This window comes from Isoptericola nanjingensis, from assembly GCF_050311635.1.
GTDB classification, from domain to species: Bacteria; Actinomycetota; Actinomycetes; order Actinomycetales; family Cellulomonadaceae; genus Isoptericola; species Isoptericola nanjingensis.
The window spans coordinates 125,737-148,345 of record NZ_JBNOZL010000003.1 but is presented as its reverse complement, the minus strand read 5'-3'; the positions used below and the strand labels follow the sequence as shown (position 1 = coordinate 148,345).

The 22,609-nt window shown below is 74.6% G+C and carries 22 protein-coding genes; 7 read left to right on the top strand and 15 right to left on the bottom strand.

The genetic code is table 11. From position 1 onward, the window contains the following. Positions 1-41: 41 nt before the first annotated feature. The 3 genes from arc to ACQP6G_RS06165 all read right to left on the bottom strand — a co-directional run bounded on the left by arc (position 42) and on the right by ACQP6G_RS06165 (position 4,080). Positions 42-1,709, bottom strand: coding sequence for a proteasome ATPase (arc, locus tag ACQP6G_RS06175; RefSeq protein WP_429763369.1), 1,668 nt, complete (start codon positions 1,707-1,709; stop codon positions 42-44). A 180-nt stretch (positions 1,710-1,889) separates the two neighbouring features. Beyond that, entirely contained in the window at positions 1,890-2,924 is a 1,035-nt protein-coding gene (locus ACQP6G_RS06170; protein WP_429763368.1) for a tRNA (adenine-N1)-methyltransferase, read from the bottom strand. 34 nt (positions 2,925-2,958) lie between these two features. Beyond that, a complete protein-coding gene (locus ACQP6G_RS06165) occupies positions 2,959-4,080 on the bottom strand; it encodes a site-2 protease family protein (RefSeq protein WP_429763367.1) in 1,122 nt (373 codons plus the stop codon). Between the two features lie 133 nt (positions 4,081-4,213). Here ACQP6G_RS06165 and ACQP6G_RS06160 point away from each other — a divergent pair, with 133 nt between their 5' ends. After that, positions 4,214-5,161 (top strand): RecB family exonuclease, encoded by a 948-nt coding sequence (locus tag ACQP6G_RS06160; protein ID WP_429763366.1) that lies wholly within the window; start codon positions 4,214-4,216, stop codon positions 5,159-5,161. On the opposite strand, the gene ACQP6G_RS06155 is transcribed toward ACQP6G_RS06160, so the two are convergent. Together ACQP6G_RS06155 and ACQP6G_RS06150 are read right to left on the bottom strand one after the other, a co-directional pair. Continuing rightward, entirely contained in the window at positions 5,151-5,864 is a 714-nt protein-coding gene (locus tag ACQP6G_RS06155; protein WP_429763365.1) for an HAD family hydrolase, read from the bottom strand. The genes ACQP6G_RS06160 and ACQP6G_RS06155 overlap by 11 nt on opposite strands. 65 nt (positions 5,865-5,929) lie before the next feature. Further along, complete coding sequence (locus ACQP6G_RS06150; protein WP_429763364.1) at positions 5,930-7,372, bottom strand: pectate lyase family protein; 1,443 nt, start codon at positions 7,370-7,372, stop codon at positions 5,930-5,932. A gap of 114 nt (positions 7,373-7,486) precedes the next feature. Here ACQP6G_RS06150 and ACQP6G_RS06145 point away from each other — a divergent pair, with 114 nt between their 5' ends. Further along, the gene (locus ACQP6G_RS06145) at positions 7,487-8,407 is read left to right on the top strand and encodes a PAC2 family protein (RefSeq protein ID WP_429763363.1); all 921 of its coding nucleotides are present in this window, start codon (positions 7,487-7,489) and stop codon (positions 8,405-8,407) included. A gap of 30 nt (positions 8,408-8,437) precedes the next feature. On the opposite strand, the gene mshC is transcribed toward ACQP6G_RS06145, so the two are convergent. Further along, complete coding sequence (gene mshC, locus ACQP6G_RS06140) at positions 8,438-9,721, bottom strand: cysteine--1-D-myo-inosityl 2-amino-2-deoxy-alpha-D-glucopyranoside ligase (protein ID WP_429763362.1); 1,284 nt, start codon at positions 9,719-9,721, stop codon at positions 8,438-8,440. 96 nt (positions 9,722-9,817) lie between these two features. Beyond that, the gene (locus ACQP6G_RS06135; RefSeq protein WP_429763360.1) at positions 9,818-10,690 is read right to left on the bottom strand and encodes an undecaprenyl-diphosphate phosphatase; all 873 of its coding nucleotides are present in this window, start codon (positions 10,688-10,690) and stop codon (positions 9,818-9,820) included. A 51-nt stretch (positions 10,691-10,741) separates the two neighbouring features. On the opposite strand from ACQP6G_RS06135, the gene ACQP6G_RS06130 reads away from it, so the two are divergent. Further along, positions 10,742-11,707 carry an aldo/keto reductase gene (locus tag ACQP6G_RS06130; protein ID WP_429763359.1) on the top strand — a complete coding sequence of 322 codons (966 nt, stop codon included), beginning with the start codon at positions 10,742-10,744 and terminating at the stop codon, positions 11,705-11,707. Here the strand turns inward: ACQP6G_RS06130 and ACQP6G_RS06125 are convergent. Further along, a complete protein-coding gene (locus ACQP6G_RS06125; protein WP_429763358.1) occupies positions 11,689-12,051 on the bottom strand; it encodes a primosomal protein in 363 nt (120 codons plus the stop codon). The two genes, ACQP6G_RS06130 and ACQP6G_RS06125, sit on opposite strands and share 19 nt — an antisense overlap. A gap of 74 nt (positions 12,052-12,125) precedes the next feature. Here ACQP6G_RS06125 and ACQP6G_RS06120 point away from each other — a divergent pair, with 74 nt between their 5' ends. Both ACQP6G_RS06120 and ACQP6G_RS06115 read left to right on the top strand, forming a co-directional pair. Then, the gene (locus ACQP6G_RS06120) at positions 12,126-12,377 is read left to right on the top strand and encodes a DUF5703 family protein (protein WP_429763357.1); all 252 of its coding nucleotides are present in this window, start codon (positions 12,126-12,128) and stop codon (positions 12,375-12,377) included. 45 nt (positions 12,378-12,422) lie between these two features. Further along, on the top strand, positions 12,423-13,208 hold the full coding sequence (locus ACQP6G_RS06115; protein WP_429763356.1) for a fructosamine kinase family protein: 786 nt from the start codon (positions 12,423-12,425) through the stop codon (positions 13,206-13,208). A gap of 31 nt (positions 13,209-13,239) precedes the next feature. Here the strand turns inward: ACQP6G_RS06115 and ACQP6G_RS06110 are convergent, their stop codons facing one another. Beyond that, positions 13,240-14,619 (bottom strand): M20/M25/M40 family metallo-hydrolase, encoded by a 1,380-nt coding sequence (locus ACQP6G_RS06110; protein ID WP_429763355.1) that lies wholly within the window; start codon positions 14,617-14,619, stop codon positions 13,240-13,242. Positions 14,620-14,739: 120 nt separating this feature from the next. Here ACQP6G_RS06110 and ACQP6G_RS06105 point away from each other — a divergent pair, with 120 nt between their 5' ends. Further along, complete coding sequence (locus tag ACQP6G_RS06105; protein ID WP_429763354.1) at positions 14,740-14,952, top strand: hypothetical protein; 213 nt, start codon at positions 14,740-14,742, stop codon at positions 14,950-14,952. On the opposite strand, the gene ACQP6G_RS06100 is transcribed toward ACQP6G_RS06105, so the two are convergent. Beyond that, the gene (locus tag ACQP6G_RS06100) at positions 14,949-16,580 is read right to left on the bottom strand and encodes an ABC-F family ATP-binding cassette domain-containing protein (protein ID WP_429763353.1); all 1,632 of its coding nucleotides are present in this window, start codon (positions 16,578-16,580) and stop codon (positions 14,949-14,951) included. The genes ACQP6G_RS06105 and ACQP6G_RS06100 overlap by 4 nt on opposite strands. Before the next feature lie 265 nt (positions 16,581-16,845). Here ACQP6G_RS06100 and ACQP6G_RS06095 point away from each other — a divergent pair, with 265 nt between their 5' ends. Then, the gene (locus ACQP6G_RS06095) at positions 16,846-17,403 is read left to right on the top strand and encodes a hypothetical protein (protein ID WP_429763352.1); all 558 of its coding nucleotides are present in this window, start codon (positions 16,846-16,848) and stop codon (positions 17,401-17,403) included. Between the two features lie 13 nt (positions 17,404-17,416). On the opposite strand, the gene ACQP6G_RS06090 is transcribed toward ACQP6G_RS06095, so the two are convergent. The 5 genes from ACQP6G_RS06090 to ACQP6G_RS06070 all read right to left on the bottom strand — a co-directional run bounded on the left by ACQP6G_RS06090 (position 17,417) and on the right by ACQP6G_RS06070 (position 22,603). After that, a complete protein-coding gene (locus ACQP6G_RS06090; RefSeq protein ID WP_429763351.1) occupies positions 17,417-18,364 on the bottom strand; it encodes an NAD-dependent epimerase/dehydratase family protein in 948 nt (315 codons plus the stop codon). Continuing rightward, positions 18,361-19,284 carry a bile acid:sodium symporter family protein gene (locus tag ACQP6G_RS06085; protein ID WP_429763350.1) on the bottom strand — a complete coding sequence of 308 codons (924 nt, stop codon included), beginning with the start codon at positions 19,282-19,284 and terminating at the stop codon, positions 18,361-18,363. The genes ACQP6G_RS06090 and ACQP6G_RS06085 overlap by 4 nt, the downstream gene beginning before the upstream one ends. Next, complete coding sequence (locus ACQP6G_RS06080) at positions 19,281-20,666, bottom strand: flavin-containing monooxygenase (protein ID WP_429763349.1); 1,386 nt, start codon at positions 20,664-20,666, stop codon at positions 19,281-19,283. Before ACQP6G_RS06080 ends, ACQP6G_RS06085 begins: the two co-directional genes overlap by 4 nt. A gap of 103 nt (positions 20,667-20,769) precedes the next feature. After that, entirely contained in the window at positions 20,770-21,372 is a 603-nt protein-coding gene (locus ACQP6G_RS06075; RefSeq protein ID WP_429763348.1) for a GNAT family N-acetyltransferase, read from the bottom strand. A 37-nt stretch (positions 21,373-21,409) separates the two neighbouring features. After that, complete coding sequence (locus ACQP6G_RS06070) at positions 21,410-22,603, bottom strand: AI-2E family transporter (protein WP_429763347.1); 1,194 nt, start codon at positions 22,601-22,603, stop codon at positions 21,410-21,412. Positions 22,604-22,609 lie beyond the last annotated feature (6 nt).

Below are 22,609 nucleotides of genomic sequence, written 5' to 3'. Positions count from 1 at the left end.
CGGCGGGTACCTCGATCTGGTGGGCTCGCGACGGGCCGGTGCTACAGGTACTGCCCCGTGCTGGTCACCGTGTCGATGGTGCGCGGGGTGCCGTCGCCGCCCTTCTTCTGGACGATCGTGCGGATGAAGACGATGCGCTCGCCCTTCTTGCCGCTGATGCGCGCCCAGTCGTCGGGGTTGGTGGTGTTGGGCAGGTCCTCGTTCTCCTTGAACTCGTCGACGCACGCCGACAGGAGGTGCTCGACCCGGATGCCGCGCTGCCCGGTGGCCAGGAAGTCCTTGATCGCCGACTTCTTGGCCCGGTCCACGACGTTCTGGATCATCGCGCCGGAGTTGAAGTCCTTGAAGTACAGGGTCTCCTTGTCGCCCGACGCGTACGTGACCTCGAGGAACTGGTTCTCCTCGTCCTCGGAGTACATCCGCTCCACCACGCTGCGGATCATCGCCCCGACGGCCTCGTTCTGGCTGCCGCCGTGCTCGGCCAGGTCGTCGGGGTGGATGGGCAGCTGCGGCGTGAGGTACTTGCCGAAGATCTCGGTGGCGCCCTCGGCGTCCGGCCGCTCGATCTTGATCTTCACGTCCAGGCGGCCGGGCCGCAGGATCGCGGGGTCGATCATGTCCTCGCGGTTCGACGCGCCGATGACGATGACGTTGTCGAGCCGCTCGACGCCGTCGATCTCGGCGAGCAGCTGGGGCACGATCGTCGTCTCGACGTCCGACGAGAGGCCCGTGCCGCGGGTGCGGAACAGCGACTCCATCTCGTCGAAGAACACCACGACGGGCGCACCCTGCGTCGCCTTCTCGCGCGCGCGGGCGAAGATCAGGCGGATGTGCCGCTCGGTCTCGCCCACGTACTTGTTGAGCAGCTCCGGGCCCTTGACGTTGAGGAAGTAGCTCTTGGCCGTCGGGTCGCCGCCCTGCGCGCTGGCGACCATCCCGGCCAGCGAGCTGGCCACCGCCTTCGCGATGAGCGTCTTGCCGCACCCGGGCGGGCCGTACAGCAGCACGCCCTTGGGCGGCCGCAGCCCGTGCTCGCGGAAGAGGTCGGGGTGCGAGAACGGCAGCTCGACGGCGTCGCGGATCTGCTCGATCTGCGGCCCCAGCCCGCCGATGTCCTCGTAGGCGATGTCGGGCACCTCTTCGAGGACGAGCTCCTCGACCTCCGACTTCGGGACCACCTCGTAGACGAACCCGCTGCGCACGTCGACCGTGAGCGCGTCGCCCACCCGCAGCTCCGCGTCGGCGACCGACCCGGCGAGGCGCACGACCCGCTCCTCGTCGGCACGCCCGACGACGAGCACCCGCTCGGCGTCGAGCACCTCCTTGACGGTCACCAGCTCGCCCGTGCGCTCGTAGCCGCCGACCTCGACGACCGTCATGGCCTCGTTGAGCTTGACCTCCTGCCCGGGGCGCAGCTCGGCGACGTCGAGGCCCGGGCTCGCCTGCACGTGCATCTTCCGGCCGGCCGACGAGATGTCGACCGAGCCGTCGTCGTGCGCGGCAAGGAACGTCGCGTACGTCCCGGGGGGCTTGGCGAGCTCGTCGATCTGGCCCTTGAGCTCCACGATCTGGTCGCGGGCGGCGCGGAGCGCCTCGGCGAGCCGCTCGTTCTTGGCAGCGAGGAGGGCGAGCTGTGCGTCGTGGCTCGGTCCGGTGGGCAGCGTCGGCTGCTCCGGTCGAGGCTCCGGGCGGACAGGGTTGTCGGACATCGCATCCCCTCTCGTGCGGCCCGGGTGACCGCCTCCCCGGGCGGGAAGGCGTCCCCGGAGTACAGCACCCTAGACATCAACACGGTCGTCCGGGGGTTCATTTCACGGAGCGGTCGCGAGGTTCACACGACCGAGACCTCCCGGTGACCTGCCGCGGGGCCGACGGCCGCCCGAGGGGCGTCAGGCCTGCGCGTCGTCAGGGGCGACGCCGAGGTCGCGCCGGACGCGGCGGATCTTCTTGTCCGAGACGGCGCGCTCGCCCAGCTCCTCCTCCGACCACTCCGCGTCGGGGGCGGGGTAGGAACCCTTGGCCGGGCGTCGCGTGCGCTCCGGCGGCGTGACGCCGTCGGCCAGCCGCCGGGCCGTGACGAGGAAGCCGGTGTGCCCGATCATCCGGTGCTGCGGGCGGACCGCGAGGCCCTCGAGGTGCCAGCCGCGCACCATGGACTCCCATGCCTGCGGCTCCGCGAACCGGCCGTCGGCACGCAGGTCCTCGGCCGTGCGGGACAGCTGCGTGGCGGTCGCGACGTAGCAGATGAGCACGCCGCCGGGGACGAGGGCCCGGGCGACCGGGTCGACGTTCTCCCAGGGCGCGAGCATGTCGAGGACGACGCGGTCGACGCTACCCGGCTCGGCCACGGTGGGCAGCACGTCGGCGAGGTCGCCGACCGACAGCCGCCACGCCGGGTGCTCGCCGCCGAAGAACGACTCGACGTTGCCGCGCGCGATCGCCGCGAAGTCCTCGCGCCGCTCGATGGAGTGCAGCTCGCCGGCGTCGCCCACGGCGCGCAGCAGCGACATGGTCAGCGCCCCGGAGCCGACGCCGGCCTCGACGACGCGGGCACCCGGGAAGATGTCCGCCATCTGCACGATCTGGCCCGCGTCCTTGGGGTAGACGACGGCGGCACCGCGCGGCATGGACAGCACGTAGTCGCTCAGCAGGGGGCGCAGGGCGAGGTACTCGATCCCCGCCGTGTTGGTCACGACCCACCCCTCGGGGCGGCCGATGAGGTCCTCGTGGCGGAAGTACCCCTTGTGCGTGTGGAAGGTGCCGCCGGGCTTGAGCGTGATGGTGTGCAGGCGCCCCTTGGGGTCCGTGAGCTGCACCCGGTCGCCCTCGCGCAGGGGTCCGCGGCGCAGGTCCGCACCCGTGGCGCGGCCGGTCGGGTCGGCGGTCGGGCGGTTCTCGGGCACGGTGGCGTCGGCGGAGGTCACGACGGGCGAGTCTACCGGCCCGCCTCCCGACACCTCATCGGCGGAGCGCGGCCGCGACCCGGGCGACGTCGAGCACGCCCGTCAGGCGGCCGGCGTCCACGACCGGCACCACGCGCGCCCCGGACGAGCCGCGGGCGAGGCGGTCGAGGAGGTCGTCGCCCTCGAGCTCGGGGCTCACCGCGGACCCGGGCGGGAACGGGACGACGACGGCCTCCACCGGCGTGGCGGCGGCCTGACCCGCGGGAACGTTCGCGACCGCGGTCGGGTCCACCCAGCCCACGGGCTCCCCGGCGGGCCCGACGACGGCCACGACCGCGCCGGGCTGTCGCGCCGCCGCCTCGGAGACGCCAGCGACGGTGGCGGTGACGGGGAGCACGACGGCCGGCACGGCCAGGCCGCGCGCGGACAGCGTCGCGACCCGGGCCCTGGTCCGCGCGCCCTTGATCGCGTCGCCCGCGCCGGACCACAGGAACGCGCCGATGAGCGCCGCCCACGCGACCGTCACCCACGACGGCCTCCGCCCCTCGAGCAGCGGCCACAGCAACGCCACGACCAGCACGCCGACCGCCACCACCCGTCCGGCCCAGCCCGCCGCGAGCGTGCCCCGCGTGCGCGAGCCGGTCGCGCCCCAGACCGCGGACTCGAGGATCTGCCCGCCGTCCAGCGGCAGCCCCGGCACCAGGTTGAACAGCCCGACGAACGCGTTCGAGAACGCACCGGCGAGGAGCAGCGCCGTCACGACCGACGACACCGGCTGCAGCAGGTACACGACCCAGAACGCGGCCGCGAGCACGAGGTTGGTGAGCGGGCCGACCACGGCCACGAGGGCGCCGTCGAGCGGGCGCCCGCCCGACCCGGTGTACGCGGTGTGTCCGCCCCACAGCGTCAGCGCGATCTCGGTGACGCGGTGCCCGCGCGACCGCGCGACGAGGGCGTGCGCGACCTCGTGCAGGAACACGGACCCGAAGAGGAGCAGCACGAACGCGGCGGCGACGACGAGCACGGCCGTCGTCCCCAGCTGGGGTGCGAACCACGTCCGCACCGAGGGCGCGAACACGAGGGTGAGGACGACGGCTCCGAGGAACCACGACGGGGTGACGAGGACGGGCGCGCCCGCGATGCGGCCGACCACCCATCCCCGGGAGCGAGAGGTCACCCGGTCAGGCTATCCGGCCGGGTTGCCGGTCGGCCGCGCGCCGACCGATCGACGGCCGGTCGACGGCCGATCGACGGTTGCTCGTCAGAGGGCGTGGGACGGCCTGTCACCGTCCGCCCGTAGGGTGGCGCGCATGACGACGACCGCCGCTCCCGACCCGTCGCCGACGGCGTCGCGGGCCCCGGCGCTGTCGCCGTCGCGGGCGGCGGACTTCATGCGCTGCCCCCTGCTGTTCCGGTTCCGCGTGGTCGACCGGCTGCCCGAGCCCCCGGCGTCCGCCGCCGCGCGGGGCACGCTGGTGCACGCCGTGCTCGAGCGGCTCTACGACGCCCCGCGCGGCGAGCGCACGCCGGAGGCGGCGGCCGCCCTCCTGCCGGTCGAGTGGGAGCGGCTCGTCGAGGCGGAGCCGCGGTACGCGACGCTCTTCGACGACGGCGGCGACGCGGCCGGCACCACGCCGACGGAGTGGCTCGGCCGGGCGCGGCGGCTCGTCGGCACGTACTTCACGCTGGAGGACCCCAACCGGCTGGAGCCCGCGTCCCGGGAGCTGCGCGTCGAGACGTCGCTCGACGACGGGCCCGTGCTGCGCGGGATCGTCGACCGGCTCGACGTCGCGCCCGACGGCGCGCTGCGGGTGGTCGACTACAAGACGGGCCGCGCGCCCGGGCCGGGCTTCGAGGGCTCCGCCCTGTTCCAGATGCGGTTCTACGGCCTGGTGCTGTGGCGCGAGCGCGGCGACCTGCCGCGCATGCTGCAGCTGCTCTACCTCGGGGACGGCCAGGTGCTGCGCGCCGAGCCGGCCGAGCGGGAGCTCGAGGCCACGGAGACCAAGGTGCGCGCCCTGTGGTCGGCCATCCAGGACGCCGCCCGCACCGGCGACTGGCGGCCGCGCCGCAGCCGGCTGTGCGGGTGGTGCGCCCACCAGGCGCTGTGCCCCGCGTTCGGCGGCACGCCGCCGGCGATCCCGCCGGGCGCGCTGCGCGAACGGCTCGGGGTGGACCCCGGGCCCGGCGCGGCCTCGGACGTGATCCTCGGTGCGGTCCCCGACGTGGCGCCGGACGACGACCCCGTCAGAGCGTGAGGTCCACGACCTCGCCGGCGCCGATGCGCGAGAGCGTCGCGACGTCGACCTTCTCCAGCGACGCGGCGCGGCTGAGCCCGTCCAGGTGCGGCACGGGCAGGACCGCCTCGACGCCCAGGGTCGCGATGCCCGCGGCCCGCGCCGAGGCGATGCCGGTGGGCGAGTCCTCGATCGCCACGCAGGCCCCGGCGTCGACGCCGAGCCGCTCGGCCGCGACGAGGTAGGGCTCGGGGTCCGGCTTGCCCCGGGTCACCTGGTCGCCCGTGACGAGCGTCGCGAACGCGCCGGCGGGGCCGCGCGACACGACCTCCTCCGCGAGGGCCGAGTAGCTCATCGTCACCAGCGCGCACGGCACGCCCGCCTCGGCGAGGCTCGTGAGGAGCTCCAGCGCGCCCGGCTGCCACGGCACCCGCTCGCGGACCTGCTCCACGACCTGACCCAGCAGGCGGTCGACGATCGCGTCGGCCGGCAGGTCGACCCCGCCCTGGTCGCGCAGGATCGTCGCCGAGACCGTCAGCGCGTTCCCCACGAGCTGCAGCGCCTGCTCGTGCGTCCAGGTGCCGCCGTGCTCCGCGACCAGCTCCTGCTCGGCCCGGATCCAGTACGGCTCGGTGTCCACGAGGGTGCCGTCCATGTCCCACAGGACGGCCGCGGGCAACGTCGGGGTGGCGGTCTGCGGGGCGGGGGCGAGGGTCTCGGGCACCCGTCCATCGTACGGACCGGCCCGCGCGCAGCGGCCCCCGCGCCCTCGTGAGATGGGGCACGCCGTCAGGGCAGGGCCACCTGCAGCACCCCCGCGCCCGTCCCGTGCTTCCCGTGGTGCTTCACCGCGGCGTACCCGTCCAGCGCCTCGTACGGGTAGACGTCGGCCGGGTCCCAGCCCGCGGGCCCGACCGGGCCCGCCGTGCCGTCGGTGACCACGTCGTCGAGGTCGACGGCGCTGCCCCGGAACCACGACCCGGTGTCCGAGAACCGGGTCGCGTTCCAGTTCGACACCGCCATCCCCGACCCTGTGCCGGGCCCGGTGTAGTCGAACGCGTTGCCCTCCGACACCACGCTGGACTCGATCCCCAGCCCGATGCCGTAGCAGCGGTCCCCCGTCACGGGGGCGACAGGGTCCCTCGACGACCCGCTGTACCAGTTGTTCAGCACGTGCACCTGCCCGTACCGCACCCGCGGCGCCCGCTGGCAGATGCCCTCGAAGGCGTTGCCCACGAACGTCATCCGCAGGCGGCCCGCGTCGGTGTCGGCGTTGTCGTCGCCGGAGCCGATGAGCAAGGTCTTGTCATGGTCGGTGAACCGGCTGTTCGACACGGTGAACAGGTCGCTGCCGTCCTTGACGTCGAACAAGCCGTCGTGGAAGTTCACCGGGCGCCCGTTCGGCCCCGCGGGGGCGGAGCCGTCCGGGAACCGGCCGTCCGTGAAAGTGACGTGGTCGACCCACACGTTCGTCGACGTCACGGACGACATCGCGTCGAAGCGTGCGTTCCACGCGCCCAGCTCGCCGTCCCACGGGTCCCACGAGGTGAAGTGGTCGACCGGGGCCTCGAGGGTGAGGTTCCGGATCACGACGTCGTGGCTCAGGTGGAGCATGAGGGTCGCCGCGTCGAGGCCGGCGTCGTCGCCGAGGCCGAGGATCGTCGTGTTGCTGGGGACGGAGATCTCGATCTGTCGCTTGAGGTTGTTGCTGCCCGTGGTCCGCAGCCGCCGCTGCGGACCGCAGTACTCGTGCAGGGTGTCGCTCCACCCCTCGTCGCCGAAGCAGCTGAGGTACTTGTCCAGGTCGTACCCGGGCGCGTAGTCCTGCTCGTCGAGCAGGCGCCCGTCGGCGGCCTCGTTGCCGTGGATCGTGCCCCTGATGTACACCACCTTGGGCTCGTCCCGGCGCCCGCCGTTGTCCAGCGCGGCGAGCAGCCCGGCGCGGTCGGTCACGACCGCGACGGATCCCGCCGGCGCCCCGGCCCCGCCGTCCGTCCCGCCGCCCACCGTGGCCCAGCCGACCGTGGCCGTGTCGTCGGCCGAGATGACCGGCGGGCCACCGACCGTGCCCGCCTGTGCCACGGGGCCCGCCGGCCCGGCGAGCAGCAGCGACAGCACGGCCAGCGCGGACGCCGCCGTCGCCCGCCGCCGGACAGGCCGCCGGACGCGCTGCCAGGGGGAACGCGGGTCTGCCAGGGGGATGAAACTCGTCGACCTCGCTGTCGCAGGCACGGTCACCTCCGTTGGTAAGCGCCTTCCCATACCGAACCAGGGTGGCACCCGCGTGTCAACGACCGTTCCCGCGCGGCGACCTCAGGCCGACCGCCCGCTGTATACGCTGGACGGATGACGACCGAGCCGGAGACCACCGGGCGCCACGCCGCACGGCAGACCGTGATGATCGCCGCGTTCGAGGGGTGGAACGACGCCGGCAGCGCCGCCACCGCCGCGCTCGAGCACCTCGCTCACGTGTGGGACGCCCGCCAGGTGCGCGAGCTCGACCCCGAGGACTACCACGACTTCCAGGTGAACCGGCCCGTGATGGAGACCGGGCCGGACGGCGTGCGCACGATCACGTGGCCCACCACGACGGTGTCGGTCGCTGACCTGCCGGATCGCACCGTGGTGCTGGTGCGCGGCATCGAGCCGTCGTTCCGGTGGCGCTCCTACTGCGCCGAGCTGCTCGACCTGGCCGCCGAGCTGGGCGTGCGCACGGTCGTGACCCTCGGCGCCCTGCTGGCCGACGTGCCCCACACCCGGCCCATCCCGATGACCGCCACGACGGAGAGCGACGGCCTGCAGGCGGTGCTCGACGTCGAGCCGAGCACGTACGAGGGCCCGACCGGCATCGTGGGCGTTCTGCAGCACGAGGCCGACCGCCGCGGGTTCCAGGCCGTGTCGCTGTGGGCCGCCGTCCCCCACTACGTGGCCAACCCGCCGTCGCCCAAGGCCACGCTCGCGATCCTCGCCCGCGTCGAGGAGCTCATCGCCGCGTCGGTGCCCCTCGGCGACCTGCCCGAGGACGCCGAGGCCTGGCAGCACGGCGTCGACGAGCTCGCCTCGGACGACGCCGAGATCGCCGAGTACGTGCAGCAGCTCGAGGAGGCGAAGGACACCGCCGACCTGCCCGAGGCGACCGGCGAGGCCATCGCGCGCGAGTTCGAGCGCTACCTGCGGCGGCGCGACGTCGGCGGCGACAAGGGCGGCGAGAAGGGCGGGGACAAGGGCCCCGACCGCGGCGGGGACAGGGGTCCGGACAAGAGCTGACCCCCCTGCGCCGGCGTCAGGGACGCCGCGTCAGAGCCGGACGCCCAGCAGCGCGTTCACGGCCCGCGCCAGGACGCCGGGCGCGCCCTCGTGGTCGTCGGACGTGTCGCGACCGGGCTCGAGCGCGACGTCCGCCCAGGCGTCCACGGCGGCGAGCGCGGCGGGGCCGTCCAGGTCGTCCGCGAGCGCCGCGCGCAGGGCGCCCAGCGTCGCCGTCGCGTCGGGGCCGCCGTTGCCGGAGACGGCCGAGCGCCACCGCTCGAGCCGCGCGACGCCGGCCTCGAGGTCGGCGTCCGTCCACTCCCACTCGGTGCGGTAGTGGTGCGCCAGCAGGGCCAGGCGGATCGCCATCGGGTCGACGCCCGCGCGGCGCAGCGCGGAGACGAACACGAGGTTCCCGCGCGACTTGCTCATCTTCTCGCCCTCGTAGGCGACGAGCCCGGCGTGCACGTGCACGCCCGCCCCGCCGCCGCCCAGCAGGCGGTCGTGCGAGGTGGACATCTCGTGGTGCGGGAAGAGCAGGTCCGCTCCCCCGCCCTGCAGGTCGAAGGGCAGGCCGAGCCCGTCGCGGGCGATGACGGCGCACTCGATGTGCCAGCCGGGGCGCCCGGTGCCCAGCGACGCGCCGTCCCACGCGGGCTCGCCCACGCGCTCGCGGCGCCACAGCAGCGGGTCGAGGGGGTTCTTCTTGCCCTCGCGCTGCGGGTCGCCGCCGCGCTCGGCGAACAGGGTCGCCATGACCTCCGGGTCGAGGCGCGCCACCTGCCCGAAGTCCGGGTCGGCCGACAGGTCGGCGTATACGTCGCCCAGACAGGGGTCGTCCCCGCCGGCGCCCGGCTCGACGGGAACCCGGTAGGCCGCGCCCTCGTCGAGGAGACGCTCGACGGCGGCGACCACGGCGGGTACGGACTCGACGGCGCCGGTCCAGGTGGCGGGCGGCACCATGCCGAGGGCGGTCATGTCCTCGCGGAAGAGCGCGACCTGGTCGGCGGCGAGCTCGCGCCAGTCGACGCCCGTGGCGTCCGCACGCTCCAGCAGCGGGTCGTCGACGTCCGTGACGTTCGAGACGAACGTCACGCCCTTGCCGGCGTCGAGCCACGCCCGGTGCAGCAGGTCGAACGCCAGGTAGGTGTTCGCGTGCCCCAGGTGGGTCGCGTCGTACGGGGTGATCCCGCAGACGTAGTAGCGGGCGGTGCGCCCCGGGGCCGGGTCCACGAGCCGTCCGGTGGTGCTGTCGTGCACCCGGACGGGGGTGCGGCGGCCGTCGGCCGGGTCGGGGAGCTCGGGGATCTGCGGGGCGGGCCAGGAACGCACGCGCCCAGGCTACCGGGCGTCTCACCCGGTCAGGTTCCCGACCAGGTCCTGGTCAGGTCCTGGTCAGGTCCTGGTCAGGTCCTGGTCAGGTCCTGGTCAGACGACGATGCCGCCGTTCGCGGTGAGCACGCCCGTCAGCAGCAGGACCACGACCACGGCGGCGAGGCCGAGGCGGTACCAGACGAACGGCATGAACGAGTGGGTGGTGATGAGCTTGAGGAACCCGATGATGACGACGTACCCGACGACGAAGGCGACGAGCGTCGCCACGAGGGTCGCGCCGGCGCCGGGCGACCCGGGGGCAGGGTCCTCGCCCACGGACTTGGCGAGCTGGTAGAAGCCCGACATCAGCACCGCGGGGATGGCCAGCAGGAACGAGTAGTCCGCGGCGGCCTTGCGGGTGAAACCCATGAGCAGCCCGGCGGTGATCGTGCCGCCGGAGCGCGACACGCCCGGGATGAGCGCCAGCGCCTGGGCGAAGCCGAACGCGATCGCGCGCTTCGGGTTGAGCTCGTCGAGCCGACGCGTGCGCCGGCCGATCTTGTCCGCCCAGCCGAGCAGCAGACCGAAGACGACGAGCGTCGTCACGGTGATCCAGAGGTTGCGCAGGTAGGTCTCGATCTGGTCCTGGAAGAGCAGGCCGAGCACACCGATCGGGATGGATCCGAGCGCGATGTACCAGGCCATGCGGGCCTGGTCGTCGTGGGCGCCCATGCGGGAACGCCAGTCGCTGCCGTGCGTGCCCACGAGGGACTTCCACCAGGCGACGCAGATGTCGCGGATCGTGCGGCGGTAGTAGAGCAGCACGGCGGCCTCGGTGCCGATCTGGGTGATCGCCGTGAACGCGGCCCCGGGGTCGGTCCCGCCGAGCAGCTCCCCCACGATGCGCAGGTGCGCGCTCGAGGAGATCGGCAGGAACTCGGTCAGGCCCTGGACCAGGCCGAGCAGGATCGCTTCCCAGGCATTCACGGGCGGTCACACTACCCGGACCTGCGAGGTTTCCCGGTAGCCTGGCCCGCCATGGAGCGTCGTCAGGTGGGCCGCACGGGCCTGCGCGTGTCCGAGCTCGGCCTGGGGACCATGACCTGGGGACGGGACACCGACGACCTGGACGCGGCGGAGCAGCTGCGCGACTTCGTCGACGCGGGCGGCACGCTCGTCGACACCGCCGCGACGTACGGCGACGGGGACGCGGAGCGCGTGATCGGGTCCCTGCTGGGTGACAAGGTCTCCCGCGACGACGTCGTGCTGTGCACCAAGGGCGGCGTGCGCGCCGGCCGGTCGGGCGCGCGTGTCGACGCCTCTCGGGCGGGTCTGCTCGCCGACCTCGACGCGTCCCTCGCCCGGCTCGGCACCGACCACGTCGACCTGTTCCTCGTTGCCTGCCCCGATCCGGCGACGCCGCTCGCCGAGACCGTGTCGGCGCTGCGGCTCGCGGTGTCCTCCGGCCGGGCGCGCTACGTCGGCCTGTCCAACCACCCCGGATGGGCGTCCGCGCGGGTCGCGACCCTGCTGGAGGCGGACGGCACCGGGCTCAGCGCCGTCGAGCTCGAGTACTCCCTGCTGCAGCGGGGCGCGGAGCGCGACGTCGCGCCCGCCGCGGACGCGCTGGGGCTCGGCCTGCTGGCCTGGTCCCCGCTCGGCCGCGGCGTGCTGACCGGCAAGTACCGGCGCGCGATCCCCGCGGACTCCCGCGCGGCGTCGGCCCACCTGGCGGCCTTCGTCGACCCCTACCTGGACGCCGCGGCGTCGTCCGTCGTCGAGGCCGTGGCCACCGCGGCCGACGGGCTCGGGCGCGCGCCGCTCGAGGTCGCTCTCGCCTGGCTGCTGGCCCGCGACACGGTCGCCAGCGCGATCGTCGGGGCGCGGACGCCCGCCCAGCTGCGGGCATCCCTCGCGGCCGTCGACCTCGATCTGCCGGGCGAGGTCCACGCCGCGCTCGACGACGTCTCCGCCCCGGAGATCGGCTACCCCGAGCGCTGGTAGGCCTGGCCCGGGGCGTCGGCCGGCCGGTCGGCGGGAGCCCCCGCCAGGTCAGGTCCCTCGAGGTCCGTGTCGAGCTCCGCGTCGAGGTCGTCGTCGTCCTCGTCGTCGTCCTCGTCGTCCCCGTCGTCGTCTCCGTCGTCGTCCCCGTCGTCGAGGAAGAAGGGCGTGACCTCGGAGTACACCTGGGCCAGCGCGTCCTCGTAGACCTCGAACGCGTCGGCCAGGACCTCGTAGGCGTCGTCGACCGCAGGGTCGTCGTCGCCCCGGCGGGTCGACACCGCGTGGTAGTGGGCCTCCAGCGCGGCGACGAAGCGGTCCAGCGCGGCACGCGGGTCTGCGGTCATGCTCTGACCGTAGCGCCCCACGGGGCACAATGGGCAGACGAAAACCGCCCGCCAGCACTTCGGGAGGACAGCGGATGGCTTCGATCCCGTCCACGCCGCAGGCAGACGCGCGCCCCGGCGCGCCGTCCGCCTGGCGCAAGCACGGCCAGTACGAGTACCGCGTGCTGACCATCGACCGGGGCACGAGCGTCCCGGACGCGCGCAAGATGCTCACCGACGAGGCCGAGTACGGCCGTTGGGAGCTCGCCCGCACCCGCCTGTACATGGGCGGCGAACGCCGGGTGTGGCTGCGCCGCAAGATCATCAAGGTCAGCGCCACCTTCTGACCGGTCGGCACGCCAGGACGCAGGTCAGGACGCAGGTCAGGACGCATGGCCGACGCCTTCCGCAAGTCGCGGTCGCACGCGCCGCCGGGGTTCTTCGCCACCGAGGCGGCCGGGCTCCGCTGGCTCGCCGTGCCGGGCGGCCCGCGGGTCGCGCGGGTGCTCGGGCACGGGCCGGATCACCTCGACCTGGAGCGGGTCGACGCGGCGCGCCCCACGCCCGACGCCGCGCGCGACCTGGGCCGCCGCCTCGCCGTCCTGCACCGAGCAAGCGCCGCCGGGTTCGGCGTCCTCCCGCCGCGCGCCGGGCGCGGGTACTTCGGCCCGCTCGACGACCCCCTGCCCCTGGCTGCGGGGACCTGGGGCGACTGGCCCGCCTTCTACGCGCACGCCCGGCTCCGGCCGGTCGTCGCGCAGGGGCGGGAGCGGGGCGTGCTCACCGCGCAGGACGCGGCCGCCGTCGAGCGGGTGTGCGGACGGCTCGGCGTCCTCGCCGGCCCTGCGGCGCGGGAGGCGCCGGCCCGCGTGCACGGCGACCTCTGGTCCGGGAACGTGCTGTGGTCGCGCGGGCCCGGCGGCTCCGCCGAGGCGGTGCTCATCGACCCGGCCGCCCACGGCGGGCACCGGGAGGCCGACCTCGCCATGCTCGCGCTCTTCGGGGCGCCGCACCTGGACGAGGTCCTCGCGGGTTACGACGCCGCGTGGCCCCTCGCCCCCGGGTGGCGCGACCGGGTGCCGTTGCACCAGCTGTACCCGCTCGCCGTGCACGCCGTGCTCTTCGGCGGCGGGTACGTCGAGCAGACCCGCCACCTGCTCGCCCGCCTGGGCGGCTGACGACGGCTGACGACGGCTGACGACGGTGTGGTCAGCAGTCGCGCAGCAGGCGGTCCAGCACGCGCGTGCCGAAGCGCAGCGAGTCGACCGGCACCCGCTCGTCGACGCCGTGGAACATCCCGGAGAAGTCGAGGTCGGCGGGCAGGCGCAGCGGGGCGAACCCGTACCCGGTGATGCCGAGGCGGGACAGCGACTTGTTGTCGGTGCCGCCCGACAGCGTGTAGGGCAGCACCGTGGCCCCCGGGTCCTCGGCGAGCAGGGACGCGACCATCGAGTCCACGAGGTCGCCGGAGAACGGCACCTCGAGCGCGGTGTCGGTGTGGATCGGCTCGACACGCACGGAGGGCCCGGCCAGCTCGCGCAGCGTCGCCATCCCCTCCTCCTCGTGCCCGGGCAGCAGGCGCACGTCGACGGTGGCCTCGGCACGGCCGGGGATGACGTTCGCCTTGTACCCCGCGTCCAGCTGCGTCGGGTTGGACGTGTGCCGCACCGTGGCGCCCACGAACTTCGCCGCCGGTCCCAGCGCCGCGACGAGCGCGTCGACCGCGGCCGGGTCCTCGCCCTCGAACGGCAGGCCCGTGAGGTCCGCCACCCCGCGCAACAGCTTGTCCACGGTGCGGGTCAACGTGTACGGCCACGGGTGCCGCCCGATCCGCGCGACCGCTGCCGCGAGCTCGGTCACCGCGTTCTCGGCGTTCACCTGGGACCCGTGGCCGGCGCGCCCGTCGGCGACGAGCCGCAGCCACGCGAGTCCCTTCTCCGCCGTCTGCAGCAGGTACGCCCGACGCCCGCCGACCTCCACCGAGAAGCCGCCCACCTCGCTGATCGCCTCGGTGGCCCCCTCGAAGAGCTCGGGCCGGTGCCGCACGGCCCACTGCGCGCCGCGCACGCCGCCCGCCTCCTCGTCGGCGAAGAAGGCGACCACGACGTCGCGCGCGGGGCGCCGGCCCTCTCGGACCATCTGGCGCACGACCGCGAGGATCATCGCGTCCATGTCCTTCATGTCGACGGCGCCGCGTCCCCACAGGAGGCCGTCGATCTCCTCGCCGGCGAACGGGTCGACCGACCAGTCGTCGGCCGCGGCCGGCACCACGTCCGTGTGCCCGTGCAGCACCAGCGCGGGGCGGCTCGGGTCGGCGCCCTCGAGCCGCGTCACGACCGACGTGCGGCCGGGCTCCGACTCGAACAGCTCCACCTCGAGCCCCACCTCCGTGAGCAGCCCGGCGACGAGCTCCGCCGCCCGCCGCTCCCCTGGTCCCTCGCCGTTGCCGTAGTTCGACGTGTCGATCCGCAGCAGGTCGCGGCAGATGTCCACGACCTCCTGCTCGGCCGTGGGGTGCGCGGTGGGGGACGCGGACGTGGGCGTCGTGGGAGGCGTGCTCGGGCGCGGGGCGAGGGGCTGGGACGTCACCCCGACACCGTACCGGCGCCCGTGCGCGAGACGTCGAGCCGGGGTGACGACGTCCGCACCGTGGACCACCGTCGTGCCCACGCACCTCCGCACCTACGGACCTCGAGGAGGAGGACCATCGTGCGAAGACTCGCGGCATCCCTCGCCGCCGCCGCGCTGACCGCCGTCGGCATCGTCGCCGCCGTCGGCCAGCCCGCCGCAGCCCACGGGGCCGAGGTGTTCCCCGGCTCCCGCCAGATCTGCTCCGGCGGCGACCGCGGCCCGTACGACTTCTCCGCGTTCGACGCGCCACGCACCGGCTGGCCGACGACGCACCTCACCGCGGGCGGCTAGGACCGCCGCTCGGTGAGCGTCCCGTCCGCGGCCAGCACCAGCTCGGCGTCGAGGCCGAGCCGGTCGAGGAACGCCCGGTCGTGGCTCACGACGAGCAGCGCCCCGCGGTACGCCGCCAGGGCCTGCACCAGCTGGTCGGTGCTGGCGATGTCGAGGTTGTTGGTGGGCTCGTCCAGCACGAGCAGCTGGGCGGGCGGGTCGGACAGCAGCAGGCGTGCCAGGGTCACGCGGAACCGTTCGCCGCCGGACAGCGTCGCGACCGGGCGGCCCACCTGGTCGCCCCGCACCAGGAACCGCGCCAGCCGGTTGCGCAGCTCTCCCGGCGCCACGTCCGGCGCGCCGGCCCGCACGGCGTCGAGCACCGTCTGGTCGTCGTCGAGCACGTCGAGCCGCTGCGGCAGGTAGCCGACCCGGTCGGTGAGCGTCTCGGCGACCGCGCCCGTCCCGACGTCGGCGCCCACGGGCGCCATCCCGACGAGCCGCTCCAGCAAGGTCGTCTTGCCGACGCCGTTGGGTCCGGTCAGCGCCACGCGCTCCGGCCCGGCGAGCACGACCTCGCGCCCGTCCGTGCCCCGCAGGACGGCCAGCCGACGGCCCGCGGGGACGTCCGGGTCGGGCAGGTCGACGACGATGCGGTCGTCGTCGCGCACGGAGAGCTCGGCGGCCTCGACCGCCGCCCGGGCGTCGGCCTCCTTCCCGGCGGCCTGGCCGCGCCGCGCGGCCTGCGACTTCTCGGCGGAGTTGCGCCGGTCGTTGATGGCCGCCTTGACGTACCGGCGCTCGACGACGTCCTTGCGGCCCCGGCGCTCGGAGTGCGCGATGCGCTCCTCGGCCTTGATCCGCTCGCGCTTCTCGCGCCGCAGGATCTGCTCGGCATCGCGCAGGGCGGCGCGTGCCGCCTCCTGCTGCGCCGCCAGGTGCTCCTCGTACTGCGCGTACGTGCCGCCGTACGTGGTCAGCGAGCCGGTACGCAGCTCCGCGGTCTCGTCGACCAGCTCGAGCAGCTGCCGGTCGTGCGAGACGACGACGAGCGCGCCGCGCCACGTGCGCACGAGCTCGTGAAGGCGCTCGCGGGCGTCGCCGTCGAGGTTGTTGGTCGGCTCGTCCAGGAGCGCGACGTCGGCGCCCCGCAGCCGCACGCCGGTGACGGCGACGAGCATCGCCTCGCCGCCCGAGAGGGTGCCGACCGGGCGGTCGAGCACGCCGTCGCCGGCCGGGAGACCCGTGCCGGCGAGCTCGGCGAGGGCGCGCTCCTCGACGTCCCAGCCGTCGCCGACGACGTCGAACAGTGCCGCGAGCTCCGCGTCGGGCGCGGTGCCGTCCGTGATGGCACGCACCGCGTCGACGACGTCGCGCACGCCCAGCAGGTCCGCGACCGTGGCGTCGGTGTCGAGGGTCAGCCGCTGCGGCAGGTAGTCCGCGACGCCGGACACGCTGATCGACCCGGACGTCGGGCGCAGCCGGCCGGCGACGAGGCGCAGCAGGGTGGACTTGCCCGCGCCGTTGAGCCCGACCAGGCCGGTGCGGCCGCGGGAGAAGGCGCCGGACACACCGGCGATCGGGGTGGCCCCGTCGGGCCAGGAGAAGGTGAGGTCGTGCAGGACGACGGAGGGGTGGGGAGCAGGCACGGAGACTCCAGCGGTGCGAGGAACGGCGGACGGCGGGTGCGTCGACGCCGCTCCCCCGGGCCGCACTCGAGCGTGCAGGCCGGCAGGGAGCCTCGGGGTCGACGCGTCAGGCGGTCGTCCGGATGCCCGTCATCGCTGTGGTGCGCCTCTCGTCCTGGAGCCGTCCCCTCTCACGCGCGGCGGAGGCCGCGGGGACGGCGTCGAGGCTCGCACACCGTCGCCCGGGGCGCAACCCCGTTTCCGGGGCCGCACCTAGGCTGTCCGGGTGCCTCCCGAGCCCCTGAGCGACGCCATGCCAGACGACCGGCCCGACGACTGGTTCGAGCACTGGTACGGGCCGTGGGCGCCGCGCACGCCGCGCGACGTCGCCGCCCTCTTCGCCGGCTATCCAGGCATCTGGTGGGTGGCGGGCGGCTGGGCGCTGGAAGCCTTCACCGGCGTCGAGCGGCACCACGAGGACATCGACCCGGGGGTGCTGCGCCAGGACCTGCCCGAGGGCTGCGGGCAGCTGTGGACCCGGCGCGACGCCACGTCGCCCTGGGAGTTCGACGTCCTGCTGAGCCCGGGCACCGCGCAGACCTGGGTGTACGAGCGCGACCCGGCGATCACGATGCCGATGGCGGACGCCCTGTGGGTCGCGGACGGCGTCACCTACCTGCAGCCGGAGATCCAGCTGCTGTACAAGGCGCGCGGCCTGCGGCCCAAGGACCGGCGCGACTTCGACGCGACCCTGCCGGCCCTCGGCCGGGACCGCCGCGCGTGGCTCGCCGACGCCCTCGGCCGCACCCTGCCCGGGCACCCGTGGCTGGACGCGCTGCGCTGAGCCCGCGGCGGGCTCACGACCCGGCCGGCTCCCGGACGCCCCGCCAGGTCTCGAACGCCTCGCGGGACGTCAGGCGCGGCACGTAGAGCTCGGCCTTGAGGCGGGAGTTGTCGAGCACCGGCCGGTAGCGCAGGAACGCCACGCGCTCCGGGCCGTGCACGGTGAGGCGCAGCGCGTGCCCGACGCGCAGCGCGGCGGCCAGCGCCCACGCCGGCACGTCGAGCGTGCGGCGGCCGAGGCTCGCGGCGATGTCCGCCACGGTCACGACGCCGTCCCCGCACACGTTGAACGTGCCGGTGGTGGCGCCGGTCGCCCCCGCCACGACCGCGCCGGTCACGTCGTCGACCCACGCAAAGACGAACGGGCTCTCCGAGCCGCGCACCCGCAGCAGCCGGCGGGCGCGCCACAGCGCGGTGATCTGGTTGTCCACCCCCGGGCCGAGGATCGTCCCGATCCGCAGCACGACCTGGCCGAGCCCGGGTTGGTCGGCGCGGTAGCGCGCGAGCATCTCCTCGACCTCGCGCTTGTGCCGCGAGTACGTGAACTCCTCGTTGCCGCGCACCGGGTCGGTGTCGCGCAGCGGCACGGGGTTGTCCGCGTGGTACCCGTACGCGGCGCCCGACGACGAGATCACCACGCGCCGCACCCCGGCCGCCACGCAGGCGTCGAGCACGTTCCGGGTGCCGTCGACGTCGACGGCGCGCTCGGCCGCCGCGTCGAGGGTGCCCGGGTTCACGATCGCGGCGAGGTGCACCACGGTGTCGACGTCGTGCTCCGCGATCACGCCCGCCACCGACGCCGGGTCGGTGACGTCCATGCGCGCCCAGGTCCCGCCGTCGGGCACCCGCGCCTCGCGCAGGTCGCCCGCGACGACGTGCGCGACGTCGTCGCGGGCCGCGAGGGCCGCCACGGCGTGCGACCCGAGGAACCCGGCCCCACCGGTCACCAGCACGCGGATCATGCCGCCACCTCCTCGCGGGCCGCGCGGGCCCGCGTCCGTCTCGCCCAGACGGTCGCCAGGGCCAGGCCTGCCACGATGTCCCAGATGCCCCACCAGCCGGCGACGACGGCCATGCCGCCCAGCCCGCCGAAGAACGTGAACACGAGGCCGAGACCGAGGCCCGCGTTCCGGATGCCGACCTCGAACGTGACCGCCTTCACCTCGCGCGGCGCGAGCCGCCCGGCGCGGCCCGCGAGGTAGCCCAGGCCGAGGGCCGCGGCGTCGTGCAGGAACACGGCCAGCAGGACCACGCCGATGTACGCGACGAAGACCGCGAAGTTCCCGGCGAGCGCCGCGACGATGAAGCCGACCAGCGCCACGAGGCTCGCCCAGCGCACCGGGCGGTGCACACGGGCCGCGAGCGCCGGCCAGCGCGTGCGCACCAGCATCCCGGCCGCGAACGGCATGCCGATCACCAGGAGGATCTCGAGCAGCATCTGCCCGGCGTCCAGGCGCACGTCCGTGAGGATCGAGCTCGCCGTCGGGTGCAGCGACCCCCACAGGGCGAGGTTGAGCGGCATCGCGACGATGTAGATCGCGTTCCCGACGGCGGTGAGCGACACCGACAGCGCGACGTTGCCGCCCGAGCGGTGCGTGAGCACCTGGGACACGTTCCCCGGCGGGCAGCACGCGACGAGGATCATCCCGAGGGCCACGGAGGCCTGCACGTCGAGCAGCAGCGTGAGGCCGAAGGTCACGGCGGGGAGCGCGACGAGCTGGGCGAGCAGCGCCAGCACGGCCGCCCGCGGCGCGCGGCGCAGCGCCCGGAAGTCCGCGGGCGACGTGTCGAGCGCGATGCCCAGCATGATGAGGCCGAGCACGAGGTCCAGGGCGACCATCGAGCCCGGGGCGAACCGCACGGCGACGTCGTCGATGTTCATGCCGCGCTCTCCGCGGCCGGCGCGAGCTCGTCGGCCAGGCGCCGCACGGTGCGGCGGTAGGCGTCCTTGTTCACGTAGTAGCTCATCCGCTCCAGCCCGAGGTAGCGGTAGCCGCCCGTCAGGTCCGGCCACGGCTCGGTCAGGCGACGGCGGAACCGCACCGCCCGCTCCCGGGCGGCGACGTCGCCGTCGTCCCCGGCCGCGACGGCCGCGAGGTAGCGCGCCACCAGCTCGGCCTGCTCGGCACGGCCCTGCCAGCCGATGCCCGACGCCTCGAGCATCCCGACGACGAACAGCCCGTTGCCCGACGGCGGCACGATGTTGCAGAACAGCCGCGGCGCCGTCCCGGAGCCCGGCCCCGCCCACGCGAGATGGCGCGGGTCGAGGAACGGGTAGTCGAGCCGGTAGCCGGTGGCGAGCAGCACGAGGTCGTAGTCGCCGCTGCTGCCGTCGGCGAAGTGCACCGTCCGCCCGTCGCACCGCGCGACGTCGGGCCGCATACGCAGGTCGCCCTGCCCGGCGTGCTGCAGCACGAGCGAGTTCACCACGGGGTGCGACTCGTAGATCCTGTGGTCCGGCTCCGGGAAGCCGAAGCGGCGCGGGTCGCCGTTCAGCAGGCGCAGCAGGCGCGAGTCGACGGCCTGCTTGACCCGGGCGGGCAGCGGCCGCCCCTGGTTGAGGGTGTCGGTGGGCCTGCCCAGCAGGTAGCGCGGCACGAACCAGTAGCCGCGGCGCACGGACAGGTCGACCGACGCGGCGCGGTGGACGGCGTCGACCGCGATGTCGCAGCCGGAGTTGCCGCCTCCGACGACGAGCACCCGCTTGCCCGCGAACACGTCCGCGCTCTTGTACGCGCTCGAGTGCAGCGCCTCGCCGTCGAACGTGCCGGGCAGCGTGGGGACGTTCGGCTCGGCGAGCGTGCCGTTCGCGATCACCACGTGCGAGTAGGTGAGCTCGACGGCGTCGTCGGCTCCCGACCCCGGGGCCGACCCGGCGGACGCGGATCGCACCGTCCAGCCGCTGCGCCCGCTGTCGTCGCCGCCCGCCGGCTCGACGCCGAGCACCCGGATGCCGAAGCGGAAGCGGTCCCGCAGCCCGAACTCGTCGGCGTACCGTCGGAAGTAGCGCAGCAGCTCGCGGTGGCTCGGGTAGTCGGCGGCCGAGTCCATCGGCAGCTCGTCGAACTGGGTCGTGGTGCGCGAGGAGATGAGGTGCGCGGACTCGTAGACCGTCGAGCGGGGGTTGTCGATGTCCCACAGCCCGCCGACGTCCGCGTGGGCCTCGTACCCGTCGAAGGCGAGCCCGGCGCGGTCCAGCGCCCGCGCGGCGGCCAGTCCCGAGGGACCCGCCCCGATCACCGCGACCCGTCGTTCCAGCCCCATCGCCCGCCTCCGTGCTCCCGGCGCGCGCCGTGCGTGCCTCGATCCGCGCCCTTGCGCGCAGGGAGCATACGGTCCGGGCACTGCGGCGCCCAAAGCCGACCGGTCAGGCGGCGGCGGGGGCCTCCGCGGGCCAGGGCTCGTGGGGTTCCCGCGGGTCGCCGGGCACGTAGGACCCCACCCACGAGTCCTGGAGCACGCCGCGCTGCGCGCCGAAGCGGCGCAGCAGCCCCTCGTACCGGAACCCGAGCTTCCACGCGACGCGGCGCGACGCCCAGTTGCCGACGTTCGCGCGCCAGCGCACGACGCCGAGCCCCAGACCTTCGGGGTCGACCGCCCAGTCGACGACGAGCCGCGCCGCCTCCGTCGTCAGGCCGCGGCCCCGTGCGTCCGGGGCGCACCAGAACCCCAGCTCCCCCGCCGGCTCGACACCGGGCCCGCCCTCCCTCGACATGCCCACCATGCCGAGCACCGGGCCGTCGACGCCCCCGGGGGCGCGCACGGCCCAGGTGAAGTCCTTCTCCTCGGACCAGCCGTCGGCGACGAACCTCTCGACGAAGCCCACCGCGTCGTCGCGCGTGTACGGCGACGGCACCGTGGTCCACCGCGCGATGGCGGGGTCGGCGCAGATCTCGGCGATGCGCTCGACGTCGGCGGCGGTCGGGACGGACAGGCGGACGCGGTCGGTGGCGAGGACGAACGGCTCCATCGGGGCATCGTGGCACGCCGGGCCCGACGGCCTCCTGCTATTTGTCCGGAGTCTCCCCGGATGTCTCCGCGGCCCCGCGAGCACCGGGCCCGGCGTCGGCGTCGGGCGGGCCGAGGATCGGGGCCACCGCGAGCGGCCCGTCGCCCGGCCCGGGCGGCTCGTCGAGCTCGGGGTGCGGCCGGTCGCCGCGCAGGGTCGAGAACACGGTCCACGCGACCGCCATGAGCGGGACGGCGATGATCGCGCCGAGGATGCCGGCCAGCACGGTGCCGGCGGTGACGCCGAGGCCGATGACCAGGGGGTGCAGGGCGACCTGCTTGCCCATGATGAGCGGCTGCAGCACGTGCCCCTCGAGCTGCCCGATGAGCGCGATCCCGATCGTGACGATGAGGGCCGTGACGAACCCGTTCGCCGCGAGCGCCACGACGGCAGCGATGATCATCGCCAGCGGCGCGCCGATCAGCGGGATGAACGCGCCGATGAACACCAGCACGGCCAGCGGTGCCGCCAGCGGCACCCCGAGGATCGTGAGCAGGATGAACGCCAGGACGCCGTCGACGAAGGCGATGATGACGGTGCCGCGCGCGTACCCGGAGAAGCTGTACCAGCCGGCCCCCGCGGCCGCCTGCCACCGGTTGCGGTGCTCCTCCGGGATCTGGCCCAGGAACCAGCGCCACATCCTGCCGCCCGACGCGACGAAGAACACCGTGCAGAAGATCGACAGGGCGAAGATCGCGAAGCCCTCGAAGACCGAGCCCGCGCTCTGCGCCGCCTGGCTGACCAGCGAGTCGGCGTTGTCGGCGACCCACTGCCGCCCCTGGTCGATCCACTCGTTGATCTGGTCGCCGGTCACGGAAAGCCCGAACGGCCCGCTCTCCACGTACTGGAGGATCTGCTGGACGCCGGTGTCGAACTGCCCGGCGAGCTGCTCCCACTGACCCGCCACCGACGCCACCACGTACGTGAGGAGGCCGCCCAGCACGAGGAACGCGCTGAGGATCGCCAGGGCGGTGGCCAGCGCTCGCGGCATGACCTTGGCGTAGAAGTCCGCGACGGGATTGAGGACCGAGGCGAACACCAGCCCGAGGAACACCGCGATGAAGACCAGCTGCACCTGCACGGTCGCCCAGAACACGAGCGCGACGGCCGCGGTCAGGGCGATGAGCCGCCACGACCAGCCGGCCGACGTCCGCAGCCAGGCCGGGACGTTCTCGCTCGCGCGCTTCGCCACCCGTGC

Excerpts from the sequence above, each read along its gene's own strand:
- arc (WP_429763369.1), bottom strand. The coding sequence starts at position 1,709 with ATGTCCGACAACCCTGTCCGCCCGGAGCCTCGACCGGAGCAGCCGACG.
- ACQP6G_RS06160 (WP_429763366.1), top strand. The coding sequence starts at position 4,214 with ATGACGACGACCGCCGCTCCCGACCCGTCGCCGACGGCGTCGCGGGCC.
- ACQP6G_RS06145 (WP_429763363.1), top strand. The coding sequence starts at position 7,487 with ATGACGACCGAGCCGGAGACCACCGGGCGCCACGCCGCACGGCAGACC.
- ACQP6G_RS06130 (WP_429763359.1), top strand. The coding sequence starts at position 10,742 with ATGGAGCGTCGTCAGGTGGGCCGCACGGGCCTGCGCGTGTCCGAGCTC.
- ACQP6G_RS06125 (WP_429763358.1), bottom strand. The coding sequence starts at position 12,051 with ATGACCGCAGACCCGCGTGCCGCGCTGGACCGCTTCGTCGCCGCGCTG.
- ACQP6G_RS06120 (WP_429763357.1), top strand. The coding sequence starts at position 12,126 with ATGGCTTCGATCCCGTCCACGCCGCAGGCAGACGCGCGCCCCGGCGCG.
- ACQP6G_RS06115 (WP_429763356.1), top strand. The coding sequence starts at position 12,423 with ATGGCCGACGCCTTCCGCAAGTCGCGGTCGCACGCGCCGCCGGGGTTC.
- ACQP6G_RS06090 (WP_429763351.1), bottom strand. The coding sequence starts at position 18,364 with ATGATCCGCGTGCTGGTGACCGGTGGGGCCGGGTTCCTCGGGTCGCAC.
- ACQP6G_RS06085 (WP_429763350.1), bottom strand. The coding sequence starts at position 19,284 with ATGAACATCGACGACGTCGCCGTGCGGTTCGCCCCGGGCTCGATGGTC.
- ACQP6G_RS06080 (WP_429763349.1), bottom strand. The coding sequence starts at position 20,666 with ATGGGGCTGGAACGACGGGTCGCGGTGATCGGGGCGGGTCCCTCGGGA.
- ACQP6G_RS06075 (WP_429763348.1), bottom strand. The coding sequence starts at position 21,372 with ATGGAGCCGTTCGTCCTCGCCACCGACCGCGTCCGCCTGTCCGTCCCG.